This is a genomic window from Roseovarius halophilus (ex Wu et al. 2025) (assembly GCF_047086965.1).
In genome coordinates this window covers 1-12,872 of record NZ_JBKOTX010000157.1, presented here as the reverse complement: position 1 = coordinate 12,872, position 12,872 = coordinate 1, and the positions used below count along the sequence as shown (strand labels likewise).

10 protein-coding genes, 1 tRNA gene, 1 other RNA gene and 1 pseudogene are annotated in these 12,872 nt (G+C 68.6%); 4 read left to right on the top strand and 9 right to left on the bottom strand.

All coding sequences use genetic code 11. The features are described 5' to 3' along the window. Window positions 1-3,137: bifunctional proline dehydrogenase/L-glutamate gamma-semialdehyde dehydrogenase PutA (gene putA / locus ACH107_RS23960; protein ID WP_412507998.1), on the bottom strand; the 3,137-nt coding region annotated here is incomplete at its 3' end. A gap of 123 nt (window positions 3,138-3,260) precedes the next feature. Between putA and ACH107_RS23955 the strand changes: the two genes are divergently transcribed. The 3 genes from ACH107_RS23955 to ACH107_RS23945 all read left to right on the top strand — a co-directional run bounded on the left by ACH107_RS23955 (window position 3,261) and on the right by ACH107_RS23945 (window position 4,576). Next, the gene (locus ACH107_RS23955) at window positions 3,261-3,743 is read left to right on the top strand and encodes an Lrp/AsnC family transcriptional regulator (protein ID WP_310691581.1); all 483 of its coding nucleotides are present in this window, start codon (window positions 3,261-3,263) and stop codon (window positions 3,741-3,743) included. A gap of 48 nt (window positions 3,744-3,791) precedes the next feature. Then, window positions 3,792-4,316 (top strand): tetratricopeptide repeat protein, encoded by a 525-nt coding sequence (locus tag ACH107_RS23950; protein ID WP_412507996.1) that lies wholly within the window; start codon window positions 3,792-3,794, stop codon window positions 4,314-4,316. Window positions 4,317-4,491: 175 nt separating this feature from the next. Beyond that, window positions 4,492-4,576: transfer RNA gene (locus ACH107_RS23945), tRNA-Leu, on the top strand. Between the two features lie 47 nt (window positions 4,577-4,623). Here ACH107_RS23945 and ACH107_RS23940 read toward each other — a convergent pair. From ACH107_RS23940 to mgtE, 5 genes are all read right to left on the bottom strand, one after another. Further along, window positions 4,624-5,526: a DMT family transporter gene (locus ACH107_RS23940; protein ID WP_412507995.1), complete on the bottom strand. Its 903-nt coding sequence runs from the start codon at window positions 5,524-5,526 to the stop codon at window positions 4,624-4,626. Beyond that, the gene (locus tag ACH107_RS23935; RefSeq protein ID WP_310691584.1) at window positions 5,523-7,304 is read right to left on the bottom strand and encodes an SLC13 family permease; all 1,782 of its coding nucleotides are present in this window, start codon (window positions 7,302-7,304) and stop codon (window positions 5,523-5,525) included. The genes ACH107_RS23940 and ACH107_RS23935 overlap by 4 nt, the downstream gene beginning before the upstream one ends. Next, window positions 7,301-8,116, bottom strand: a complete 816-nt coding sequence (locus ACH107_RS23930) for a TIGR00282 family metallophosphoesterase (protein ID WP_412507994.1) — start codon at window positions 8,114-8,116, stop codon at window positions 7,301-7,303. The genes ACH107_RS23935 and ACH107_RS23930 overlap by 4 nt, the downstream gene beginning before the upstream one ends. 280 nt (window positions 8,117-8,396) lie before the next feature. Beyond that, entirely contained in the window at window positions 8,397-8,954 is a 558-nt protein-coding gene (locus ACH107_RS23925) for a 5-formyltetrahydrofolate cyclo-ligase (RefSeq protein ID WP_310691586.1), read from the bottom strand. Continuing rightward, on the bottom strand, window positions 8,951-10,324 hold the full coding sequence (gene mgtE, locus ACH107_RS23920) for a magnesium transporter (protein WP_310691587.1): 1,374 nt from the start codon (window positions 10,322-10,324) through the stop codon (window positions 8,951-8,953). The genes ACH107_RS23925 and mgtE overlap by 4 nt, the downstream gene beginning before the upstream one ends. Before the next feature lie 144 nt (window positions 10,325-10,468). Between mgtE and guaD the strand changes: the two genes are divergently transcribed. Beyond that, window positions 10,469-11,788, top strand: a complete 1,320-nt coding sequence (gene guaD / locus ACH107_RS23915) for a guanine deaminase (RefSeq protein WP_310691588.1) — start codon at window positions 10,469-10,471, stop codon at window positions 11,786-11,788. Between the two features lie 102 nt (window positions 11,789-11,890). On the opposite strand, the gene rpmG is transcribed toward guaD, so the two are convergent. The 3 genes and pseudogenes from rpmG to ACH107_RS23900 all read right to left on the bottom strand — a co-directional run. Further along, on the bottom strand, window positions 11,891-12,058 hold the full coding sequence (gene rpmG / locus ACH107_RS23910; RefSeq protein ID WP_039682682.1) for a 50S ribosomal protein L33: 168 nt from the start codon (window positions 12,056-12,058) through the stop codon (window positions 11,891-11,893). A 176-nt stretch (window positions 12,059-12,234) separates the two neighbouring features. Then, window positions 12,235-12,646, bottom strand: an RNA gene (gene rnpB / locus ACH107_RS23905) — RNase P RNA component class A. A gap of 11 nt (window positions 12,647-12,657) precedes the next feature. Further along, a pseudogene (locus tag ACH107_RS23900) lies at window positions 12,658-12,872 on the bottom strand (N-acetylmuramoyl-L-alanine amidase); the annotation flags it as partial.

Below are 12,872 nucleotides of genomic sequence, written 5' to 3'. Positions count from 1 at the left end.
AGGACCGGCCCGCGCGCCACGTCCGACAGGCGGTTGGATTCTCCGGTGGGGCCGGGCAGATCGACGGGTGTCCCCGGCGCGCCGGCTGGGGCCGCGGCAAGGGATCTGCGCAGGTTGCACAGGTCGGCCGGGCCATCCCATGCGCCTGCAACGCCCGCGGGGGCGGGCGACAGGAACCGGGGCAGGTAATGTGGCCCGCCCGCCTTCGGCCCGGTGCCCGACAGCCCCTCGCCGCCAAAGGGCTGGCTGCCCACCACGGCGCCGATCTGGTTGCGATTGACGTAGATGTTGCCGACGCGCATGGCCTCGACGATCTCTTGCACGCGGTCGTCGATGCGGGTGTGCAATCCGAAGGTCAGCCCATAGCCGGTGGCGTTGATTTGCTTCAGCACCTCGGGCAGGTCCTCGGCGTCGAATCCCGCCACATGCAGGACAGGGCCGAAGATCTCGCGCTCCAGCGCGGCGATGCCGTCGATCTCGATCAGGGTGGGGGGAACGAAGGTGCCGTCCCGGGGCGTGGCCAGTTCGTGCAGCACGCGGCCTTCGGCGCGGGCCGTGTCGACGTGATCGACGATGGTCTGGCGCGCGGCGTCGTCTATCACCGGGCCCACGTCCGTGGACAGGTGCCAGGGGTCGCCCAGGCGCAGCTCGTCCATCGCGCCTTTCAGCATGGTCAGAACCTTGTCCTTCACGTCATTCTGCACATAGAGGCAGCGCAGCGCCGAGCACCGCTGGCCCGCCGACTGGAAGGCGCTTTGTAGGATGTCGCGGATGGCATGTTCGGGCAGGGCGGTGCTGTCCACCACCATGGCGTTGAGCCCGCCGGTCTCCGCGATCAGCGGCGTGCCGGGGGCGGCGTTGTCAGCCATGGCGCGGCGGATGATCAGCGCGGTCTCGGTCGAGCCGGTGAAGGCCACGCCGTTGATGCGACTGTCAGAGGTCAGCGCCGCGCCCACCTGCCCGGCGCCGGGCAGCAGTTGCAGCGCGCCGGTGGGCACGCCGGCCGCATGCATAAGCTGCGCCGCGCGATGGGCCAGCAGGCAGGTCTGTTCCGCCGGTTTCGCCAGCACCGCGTTGCCCGCGGCCAGCGCCGCCGCGATCTGGCCGGTGAAGATGGCCAGCGGGAAGTTCCAGGGGCTGATGCAGACCCAGCGCCCGCGCGGGGCCGGGGCCTCGGCCCGGTCGATCTGCCGCGCGTAATAGTGCAGGAAATCCACCGCCTCGCGCACCTCGCCCACGGCATCCAGCAGCGACTTGCCCGCCTCGCGGTGCAGAATCGCAAAGAGCTCTTCCGCGTTCTCCTCATAAGCGGCGGCGACCCCGCGCAGGGTCTCGGCGCGGGTTGTCGCAGAGGCATCCCAGGGCCGGGCGACCTCCAGCGCGGTGGCCACCGCCTCGGGGGTGGCATCGGTGACCTGGCCCACCGTATCCCCCGGCAGGGCGGGGTTGATGATGCGGCGCGCCTGCGCCTCCGCGCTTGTCTGCCCCGATGACGCCAACAGCGGCGCGGCCTGCCACCGGGTGTTGCGATGCGGGTCGCGGCGCGCGTCGATCTCTGCCAGGGTCGGGCGATAGGTCAGGTCCCAGCCCTTGGAATTGGCGCGATCGGGCGCGAAAAGCGTCGGCCCCGTGGCCAGCGGATACCGGCTTTCCAGATCCGCGAAGGGGTCGGCGGCGACCTCTTCCGCGGGCACGTCCTCGTCCACGATCTGGTTGACGAAACTGGAATTGGCGCCGTTCTCCAGCAGGCGGCGCACGAGATAGGCCAGCAGGTCGGCGTGCGCGCCGACCGGGGCATAGATGCGGCAGCGGGTGCCGTGATCGGCCATGACGATCTTGTGCAGCTCTTCGCCCATCCCGTGCAGGCGCTGGAACTCGAAGGCGTCCTTGGCCACGCCCATGCGGTCGGCCATGTGCAGCACGGCATGGACCGTATGCGCGTTGTGGGTGGCGAACTGCGGATAGATCACGTCGGTCATGCCCAGCATCTTGCGGGCATTGGCGATATAGCTGATATCCGTCGCGGATTTCGAGGTGAAGACGGGAAACCCCTCCAGCCCCATGACCTGCGCGCGCTTGATCTCGGCGTCCCAGTAGGCGCCCTTGACCAGCCGCACCATGAAGCGCTGGCCGGTGCGATGGCCCAGGTCATGCAGCCAGTCCAGCACCTGGCCCGCGCGCTGCCCGTAGGCCTGCACGACCACGCCGAAGCCGTCCCAGCCCGCCAGCGCGGGGTCGCTGGCCACCGCCTCGATCACGTCGAGCGAGAGCGACAGGCGGTCGGCCTCTTCGGCGTCGATGTTGAAGCCCTGCCCGGCGGATTTCGCCAGCAGGGCGAGCGACCGCAGCCGCGGCACCAGTTCGTCCATCACCCGGTCGCGCTGGGCCTCTTCATAGCGGGCGTGCAGCGCGGACAGCTTGACCGATATGCCGGGGTTGCCCGTGACATCATCGGATGTGCAGGCCGCGGCGATAGCGCTGATGGCGCGCGAATAGGACAGGTGGTAATGGCGCGCGTCGGCATCCGTCCGCGCGGCCTCGCCCAGCATGTCGTAGGAATAGGTAAAGCCGATCTTCTCCATCCCGGCGGCGCGTTTCATGGCGGCCTGGATGTCCTCGCCCAGCACGAACTGGCGGCCCATCTCGCGCATGGCGCGGCCCACGGCCGAGCGGATCACAGGCTCGCCCAGCCGCTTGATGGCGCCGCGCAGATGGCCGGCAGGGCCCGGTTTCCGGTCGGCCAGCACCTTGCCCGTCAGCATCAGCCCCCACGTCGAGGCATTGACCAGCGACGAGGCTGAATGCCCGAGGTGCTTGCCCCAGTCGCTGGGGGCGATCTTGTCCTCGATCAGGGCGTCGATGGTCTCGGCGTCGGGCACACGCAGCAGGGCCTCGGCCAGGCACATCAGGGCGATGCCCTCTTCGGTGGACAGGCCGTATTCGGCCAGGAAAACCTCCATCAGCCCGGGCGAGGCCGCGCCGCGAATCCGCCGCACCAGGTCGGCGGCGCCGGCGCTGATCGCGGTGCGGGCCGCCGGGTCCAGGTCCGCCCGGGCGACGAGGTCGCGCATCATGGCGGCCTCGTCGGCCAGGTAATGCGCGTCTATGGCCTGGCGCAGGTCGGTCGGTGTGGTCATGTCGGTCATGGCAGATCCCCGAAGTACCGAATTCATTTGTTCCAGAATACACCGTTGCGGCCAGTCAGTCTGACCTCTATAGTGTCGATATACAGTCAAAAAGCCTGAAAAATGGGGCGTAAAATGACCGATCGATCTTCAGACTTGGATGCCTTCGACCGCCGGATTCTCGACGTGATCGCGGTGGACGGCCGGATCAGTGTAACGGAACTGGCCCGCCGCATCGGCCTGTCCAAATCCCCCACCCAGGCGCGCCTGAAACGGCTGGAGGAAACCGGCGTCGTGCGTGGCTACCGGGCCCTGTTCGACCCGATCCGCCTTGGACGTGACCATGTCGCCTTTGTCGAAGTCAAGCTTTCCGACACCCGCGAGGCGGCGCTCGCGGCCTTCAACGACGCGGTCACGCGGGTGCCCGAGATCGAGCAATGCCACCTGATCGCGGGGGCCTTCGACTATCTTTTGAAGGTGCGGACCTCCTCGATGGGGGCCTACCGGATGGTGCTGGCCGACAGTATCTCGACCCTGCCGCATGTGGCGAATACCTCCACCTATGTGGCGATGCAGGCGGTCAAGGAAGAAGGTGTGACCACCGTCGCGCAGGCGTGACTTGACCCGGCGTCAGGCCGCGCCATCCTTCAGGACATGAAATTTCTGTTGCCTTTCGCCCTGATCGCGGGCCCCGCCCTGGCCGAGTGTCCCGCTCCGCCGGATCATTCCGCGGCCATCGACGACGCCCTGGCGCAATTGCAGGCCAGCGGCAACGAACTGGAAGCCCGAGACCATAACGCCACGCTCTGGGAGCTTTGGCTCGATGCCCCGGACGCGCGCGCCCAGGCTCTGCTGGACGAGGGCATGGCGCGGCGCGAGAGCCAGAATTTCCTCGGCGCCATCGAGGTGCTGACTCGTCTGGTGGATTACTGCCCGACCTATGCCGAAGGCTACAACCAGCGCGCCTTTTCCTATTTCGTGGCGCGAGAGTATGAGAGCGCGGTGGCGGACCTGGACCGCGCCCTCGACCTGAACCCCCGCCACATCGGGGCGCTGTCGGGCATGGCGCTGGCCCTCATCGAGCTGGACCGCCCGACCGAGGCGATCCCCTGGCTGCGCCGGGCGGTGGAACTGCACCCCTACCTGGCCGAACGCGCGCTGTTGGAGCGCCTGCCGGGCGAGGATATCTGACGGGGCTACAAAGGCTGCCATGACCCCTGACGCGGGCGACGCGCCCTGATACTGGGTGGGCTGTCAGACACGGCGGCACGGAATCCCGGTGTCCCGACCATAAACCGCATTGTTGCCAGGGCGTCGGGGCGATAGGCAAAACCTCGGGGCCGGAACCGGTCCCCGGTCGCGCCGTGCGGGCGTGGTGGAACGGTAGACACAAGCGACTTAAAATCGCTGGGGCATGGCCCGTGCGGGTTCGACTCCCGCCGCCCGCACCATGATTCGGCAGGCGGGATCGGGTCGGCCAAAACGCGGGCGCCTGGCTCTACGCCCGCCGAGCCAGCCGCCTGTCGCGTTGCCCCCGCGCCAGCAGCCAAAGGTTGCTGACCACCATGGCCCCCATCACGATCGCGCCGCCCAGCAGGGTCCGCGGGCCCGGGTCCTCGCCCAGCACCCACCAGACCAGCAGCGGGCCGAAGACGGCCTCGAGCAGCATCAGCAGCCCGACATCGGCGGCCGGCAGGTAGCGCGGGCCGGTTGTCAGGCAGGCAAAGGCCACGGGCACCACCCAGAGGCCCATCAGCCCCATCCAGATCCTATCGCCCTCGGGGATCATCACCGTCGGCGCCAGAACGGCGGCTACCATCCCGGCCATCAGCGCGCCTACCCCCATCGCGGGCACCATGGACCGGCCCCTCTGGAACCGCGCGATGGAGAAGGTCACCGCAATCGCCATGGCGGCCCAGAGCGCGGCAAGGTCGCCACTGATCCGCCCGCCGCCCGTACCCAGCGATCCGCTGGCGATCACCGCGATCCCCACGAGGGTGGCCGCGATGGTCAGCACGGTGCGCAGGCCCACGGCCTCTTTCAGGACAAAACGCGCGATCAGGGCCGCGAAGACGGGCGAGGTCGCCAGCAGGAACAATGTGTTGGCGACCAGCGTATGCGTGGCCGAGTAGACGAAGGCGATATTGCCCGAGCCATAGATCACCGCCATGGCCACATCCGCCCGCGTCGGCCGCAGCAGGGGCCGCAACCCGCGCCCACGCGTTACCACGGTGATGCCGACCAGCACCGCCGCCCCGCTCAGCGTGCCACGCCAGAAGAGCTGTGCCCAGTGGTCGGCCTCGATCAGCCGGATCAACAGCGTGTCGGGCGAGATCACCAGCACCCCGAAGAGGGTGATCAGGAACCCGCGCATATAGGGAGAAAGGCCGGGCGTGGTCACAGCGGGAACACCCGCGGGATCACGGCCGAGGCCAGCAGGCCGACACTCAGGTTCAGCGGGATGCCCACGCGCAGGAAGTCCGTGAACCTGTAGCCGCCGGGGCCATAGACCAGCGTGTTGGTCTGATAGCCGATGGGCGTTGCGAAACTGGCCGAGGCGGCCAGCATCACCGCCACCACCAGACCGCGCGGGTCGATCCCCATGGTCTGGCCCAGGCCGATGGCGATGGGGGTCACCACCACCGCCACCGCGTTGTTCGAGACCAGTTCGGTCAGAATGCTGGTCAGAAGGTAGACCGCCCAGACGATCAGGGCGGGCGGGAAAGTCTGCAGGGCGGGCGCAATGGCCGTGACGATCAGTTCCACCGCGCCCGAGGCCTGCAGTGCCGCACCGATGGCCAGCATGGCGAAGATCAGCGCCAGCAAGCGGCCTTCAACAAAGGAAAACGCCTCTTCCGCGTCGATACAGCCGGTTACCAGAACCACCGCCACGGCCACCACGGCCAGCGGCAGGATCGGCGCTACGCCTGCCGCCGCCAGCGCGACGATGGCCAGCAGCGCGCCAACAGCGATGGGGGCATGGCCGCGGCGGAACTCCTTGGCCGAGGGGGTCGAGACATCGACAAGCTCCTGGTCGTCAGCCAGCCGCTTGATGTCCTCGGGCGCGCCCTCCAGCAGCAGCGTGTCGCCCACGCGCACGGTCAGGTCGTCCAGCTGGCGGCCGATGTTCTGGCTGCGCCGGTGCACGGCCAGCACATAGACACCATAGCGGCGCCGCAGCCGCAGCGCGCCCAGGCGACGGCCCACCATCTTGCAGCCCGGAGTGATCAGCGACTCGACCGTCTGGGTCTCGACCGCGCTGACCTGGTCGACCCGGCGCAGGGACTTGTTGCGCTGCAGGCTGAGCAGTTCGGTCATGGCGGTGCGCAGGACCACCCGGTCGCCCACCTGCAGCTCGACCCCGTCCAGTTCGCGCCGCAGCGAGGTGTCGCCACGGATCACGTCGATCAGGCGCACGCCCTCGCGCTTGAACAGCTGCACGCCCAGGACCTCGCGCCCGATCAGGTTGCTGTCGGGGGGGGTGACCGCCTCGGTGAAGAACCGCATCTTTGACCGGTCGGACAGCAGGTTGGCCATGCTGTCGCGCTCGGGCAGCAGGCGCGGGGCGATCAGGGTCAGGTAGACCAGTCCCCAGCCCACGACCACGAGCGCCACCGGCGTGACCTCGAAGATGCTGAAGGGCGCCAGCCCCTGCGTGCGCGCCACACCGTCGACCAGAAGGTTCGTGGAGGTACCGATCAGCGTCAGCGTGCCGCCCATGATCGCCGCATAGCTCAGCGGGATCAGCAACTTGGAGGCCGAAAGCCCCAGCGTGCGGGCCAGTTGCACGAAGACCGGGATCATGACCACCACCACGGGGGTATTGTTCATGATCGCGCTGGCCACCAGCACGAAGGCGAAGACCAGCACCATGGTCAGGCGCGGGTTGGTGCGCACCCGCCGGTCCGCCAGCGTGGTCAGCGCGTCCAGCGAGCCAGTCCGCACCAGCGCACCCATGACAAGGAACATCGCCACGATGGTCCAGGGCGCGGGGTTCGACAGCACCGCCAGCCCGGCGTCATAGGGCAGCAGACCGGCCACCAGCATCAGCGCGACACCGGCGATGGCCACGACCTCGGTCGGATAGCTCTCGCGCGTGAAAGCCACGAACATGCCCAGCACGATGGCCAGTGTCAAGAACGCATCGGCGTTCGGGCCCAGGTCCAGGAACTCGATCATGCCGGGTCCGCGGGCGTCAGCCGTCCGCCCTCTCGAAAGGGGTCGACCCGGGTGGCCCGGCCCGTCCGGTCGTCGATCTCGACGTAGAGCCCCGAGAGCGTCGCCGCGCCATTCGCAGGCTTGAACCGGGCCTTGGGCATGCCGGTCAGAAAGCGCCGCAGCGGTTCCTCCTTCTGCATGCCGATGACACTGTCATAGTCGCCGCACATCCCCGCGTCGGTCTGATAGGCCGTGCCGCGCGGCAGGATCGTGGCATCGGCGGTGGGCACATGCGTATGGGTGCCCACAACGACACTGGCGCGCCCGTCGCAGAAGTGGCCCATGGCCATCTTTTCCGAGGTCGCCTCGCAGTGCATGTCGATCAGCGCGGCATTGACCATGCCACCCGGCGGATGGGCCTTGAGCACCGTCTCGACCGCCGAGAACGGATCGTCGAAGGGCCGCTTCATGAAGACCTGGCCGAGAACCTGGGCCACGAGGATCTTGCGCCCGCCCGGCACCTCGAAGACCCGTGCCCCCCGGCCCGGCGCGCCCTTGGCATAGTTGAGAGGGCGCAGGACGCGCGGCTCGGTCTCGCAGAATTGCAGCATGTCCTTCTGGTCGAAGGCATGATCGCCAAGGGTCACGACATCGGCGCCCGCCTCCAGCAACAGCTTTGCATGGTCGGCGGTCAGCCCCATGCCATTCGAGGCATTCTCGCCGTTGACCACGACAAAATCGAGGCGCAGGCGGTCGCGCACCTCCGGCAGCGTCCCGGTGATGGCCCGGCGCCCGGCCCGGCCCATCACATCGCCAAGAAACAGAACTCTCATGGCGCCTTAAGACCAAGCCTGCGCGGTAGAGGCAAGCGTTTTCCAGCCGGGTGGCTGCGCCACACAGGTTTGTCTCGGCGTCGGCTGCGCCGCCGCCTGCGCGTTCAGGGGGCTGTCTGCCCCCTCTGCCTGCGGCATTCACCCCCGACGGTATTTGCGACCCAAAGAACGGGAAAATCAGAGACCTCGAGGCGATACAGTCGCCCGCGCGTTTCTTCTGGCCGAAAATATCCCGGGGTGAATTGGCCGCAGGCCAAGAGGGGCAGCGCCCCTGCGGCCCTCATTCGCGCGGCGCGATCACGCCCTGTTCCGTGACGATCAGGTCGAGTTGCTGGTCGGTGGGCTCCAATGGCAGGTCGGGCTGTTCCTGGGCGGCATAGGCAAAACCGATGGCGAGGGTCGGACGGCGCGCGCGCAGGGCCTCGAGGGTGCGGTCGTAGAAGCCGCCGCCGTAGCCCAGCCGCCCGCCCTGGCGCGAGAAGGCGACCAGCGGCACGATGAGTATCTCGGGCTCGATCCAGGCCCCGGTTTCGGGGATCCGCGCGCCGAAGGCGCCGGGGATCATGGCGCAGCCCGGCGCCCATTCGCGGAATTTCAGGCGCTGGCCCTTGCCGATGATGACCGGAACACACACGGGGCCATGAGCGGCGGCCTCTGCCATGGCCGGGGTCGGGTCGATCTCGGTGCGCATCGCCATGTAACCAGCCAGCGGCACGCCACGGCGCTTTGCCAGCACCCGGCGCAGGTGGGTGGCCGTGCCCGCGCCGCTCGCGTGCGCCTGCCTGCGCGCGGCGAAGGCAGCCTCGCGCGCCGCGGCCTTGCGATCCGCCAGCGTCACAGCAGGACCAGGGCGGCCAGCCCGAGGAAGGCGAAGAAGCCGACCACATCCGTCACCGTGGTGACAAAGGCGCCCGAGGCCAGGGCCGGGTCGATCCCCATGCGGTCGAGCACGATGGGCACCACGGTGCCGGCCAGCCCGGCTACAACCAGGTTGATGACCATGGCCGCGGCGATGACCACGCCCAGCAGGGGCTGGCCGAACCAGGCCCAGCCGATCAGGCCCATCACCACGGCGAAGATCAGGCCGTTTATGAGGCCCACCAGCATCTCGCGCCGGATGACGCGCAGCACGTTGGCGCCGGTCAGGTCCTTGGTGGCGATGGCGCGCACTGCCACGGTCAGCGACTGCGTGCCCGCGTTGCCGCCCATGGAGGCCACGATGGGCATGAGCACCGCCAGCGCGACCAGCCCGGCGATCACGTCCTCGAAGAGCGCGATGACGAGCGAGGCGAGGATCGCCGTCACCAGGTTGACCGCCAGCCAGGGCAGGCGCCGCCGGGTCGTCGCGACCACCCGGTCGGCCAGGCTGCCCTCGCCCACGCCGGCCAGGCGCAGGATGTCCTCTTCGTGTTCCTCGTCGAGCACGGCCATGGCGTCGTCGATGGTGATGATGCCCACCAGCCGGTCATCGGCATCCACCACCGGCGCCGAGATCAGGTGATACTGGTTGAAGGCATAGGCCACTTCCGCTTCGTCCTGGTCGAAACGGAAGGTGCGAAAGCTGTCCTCGGTCAGATCGGTCAGCTTCGTGGCCCGTGGCGCACCCAGCAGCCGGCCCAGGGCGACATAGCCCTCGGGCTTCATGCGCGGATCGACCAGCACGACATGGTAGAACTGCGCCGGCAGGGCGTCGTGGCTGCGCAGGTGGTCGATGGTCTCGCCCACGGTCCAGTGGACCGGCGCGCGCACCACCTCGACCTGCATCAGGCGGCCGGCGGAGTCCTCTGGGTAGGACAGCGCGGTTTCCACGGCGACCCGGTCAGGGGCCTCGAGCGCGTCCAGCACGGCCTCTTGCCGGTCGCTCTCCATGTCTTCGACCAGGTCGACCACATCGTCGGATTCCAGGTCGCGCACGGCAAAGGCCAGGGCATCGGGGGACAGCGCGGCGATGACATCCTCGCGCAGGGCCTCGTCAAGCTCCGACAGGACCTCGCCGTCCACACTGTGGGACCAGAGCCGCAGCAGCTCCCTGCGGTCGCGGTCGTCGATCTGTTCCAACAGGTCGGCGATGTCGGCGGGATGCAACGGCGAGAGGATTTCCTCCAGCGCGGCGGTGTCGCCTCCTTCCACGGCATCGAGGATCAGCGCGACGATGCGGTCGGTCAGCTGGTTCTTCTCGCCCTCGATGATCTCGGTGGTGTCGGACATGGCGCCCCCTTTTGCCTTGGCCGGAGCATAGAGAAAGCCCGCCGGCCCTCAAGTCCTCAAGCGGCGCAGTTTCATCCGAAACCGAAAGCTGTCTGCTACCGAATGCCGATGGACCCCGCCCCCGGCGCCGCCTACCCTGCCTGCATGAGTGACCAACTGCTTCTTGGCCAGGTGCTGGCCTTTCAGGGCGACCCTTTCGCGGTGGGCTGGCAGGCGGCGGCCCGTCACAGCGCGCGCGGCGGCGTCGTGATCCGGGACGGGCGCATCGCCGAGACGGGTGAGGCCGACGCGATGCGGCGCGCCCACCCCCGCGCGCAGGTCACGGACTACGGCGACGCGCTGATCCTGCCCGGTTTCGTCGATGCGCATATGCACTATCCCCAGACGGGGATGATCGCGAGCTGGGGCAAGCGGCTGATCGACTGGCTCAACACCTACACCTTCCCCGAGGAGATGCGCTTTGGCGAGCCCGCCTATGCCCGGGCACAGGCCGATCTCACGCTGGACCTGGCCCTGGCCAATGGCACCACGACACTGGCCAGTTTCTGCACCATCCACACACAAAGCGTGACAGCCTTCTTCGAGGCGGCCGAGGCGCGGGGCATGGGCGTTGTCGCCGGCAAGACCTGCATGGACCGCAACGCGCCCGAGGGGCTGCGCGACAGGGCCCAAACCGCCCATGACGACAGCGAGGCCCTGCTGCAGGCCTGGCACGGGCGGGGCCGCGCGGCCTATGCCATCACGCCGCGCTTTTCACCCACCTCGACGCCGGAGCAGCTGGAGGCCCTTGGCGCGCTCTGGGCGGAATACCCAGACTGCCTGATGCAGACCCACCTGAGCGAACAGACCGACGAGGTCGCCTGGGTGCGCGAGCTGTTCCCCGAAGCGCGCGACTACCTGGACACCTACGAGCGGCACGGCCTTCTGGGCGAACGCGGGCTTTACGGCCATGCCATCCACCTTGCGACGCGTGAGATCGACCGGCTGGCCGAGGTGGGCGCGGCGGTGGTGCATTGCCCGACCTCGAACACCTTCATCGGCTCGGGGCTGTTCGACATGGCCGGGCTCAAGGCACGCGGGATGTCGGTGGGGTTGGCGACGGACACCGGCGGCGGGTCCAGTTTCTCGATGCTGCGGACCATGGCGGCGGCCTACGAGATCGGTCAGCTGCGCGGCACCCCGCTGCACCCGGCGCATCTGCTGTGGCTGGCGACCGAAGGCGCGGCCCGCGCGCTGCACATGGGCGGGCAGATTGGCACGCTGACGCCCGGCGCCCATGCGGATATCTGCGTGCTCGACCTCGCCTCGACCCGCGCCATCGCCCAGCGCAGCGCCCGGGCCGGGGACATCTGGGAGGCGCTCTTTCCCACCATCATGATGGGCGACGACCGCGCGGTGCGGGCGGTCTGGGTGGCGGGCCTGCCGCTGCGAGGGGTCCTGTCGGCCGCCCCGGGGTCAGCCTGATCGGCCGACCTGCCCCGGCAAGGGCCCGGCGGTCCGGGGGTGAAACGAAAAAGGCCGCGCTCTTGCGGCGCGGCCCTGTCGATGTGGAGAGGCGAAGAGCGCTTACTTGATCTTGCCTTCCTTGTATTCGACATGCTTGCGCGCGACCGGATCGTATTTCCGCACGACCATCTTCTCGGTCATGGTGCGGGCGTTCTTCTTGGTCACGTAGAAATGCCCGGTCCCCGCGGTGGAGTTCAGGCGGATCTTGATGGTGGTCGGCTTCGCCATTGGCTCGTCTCCTGGTCCGCGGCCGTTGGACGCCGCGCGTGCATTGATCTGAAGCCCGCCTTCTACCGGCTCAGCCCGGCGAGTCAACCGCCAAAGGCACGATGTTGACGTGGGCGGTTGGCTGACGCCAACCGCCCTTGCGACCCCTGTTCCACCTCCCCCAATGAGAGATGAACATGCGCGAAGGACCTGTAAGCCGGATTTTGTTCCCCGGGTTGCCCCGGTTCGATGACCATTCCTCTGGGGGCACCGTTGCCGATACCCTCTAGCTGCCAACCCGGATCTCCGGGGCCAAGGCGGCCCCTGCGGCGATATGCCAAACGGCACCGGACCCGCGATGAGATCCCTATTCGGCATTGCTCCCGGTGGGGCTTGCCATGCGGGCCCTGTTGCCAGGCCCCCGGTGGGCTCTTACCCCACCTTTTCACCCTTGCCGCGCATGCGCGGCGGTCTGTTCTCTGTGGCGCTTTCCGTCACGGCCGGTGATGCCACCGACCGCGCCCGGGCGTTACCCGGCACCGTGCCTTGATGGAGTCCGGACTTTCCTGGAACGGGCTGACGCCCGTCCCCGGCCATCCGGTCCTCCGCGCCGGTCGGACTTAGGCACTGGCCGAAGCCGGGTCAACGGGAAAGCGGCGGGCAAGCTCGGCGGCCAGCGCGCAGTCCACCCCGTCAAGCGGGCCGGCCTTCCCCGCGCGATGACGCAGGCGAAAGGCGGCCAGCAGCGTTTCGTCGTCCACCGGCGCGGTATAGCCGATCCGGCGCAGGTTGCGCCGGATGCGCCCCCCGTCGACGGGGGGCGACGCGCCCGCGC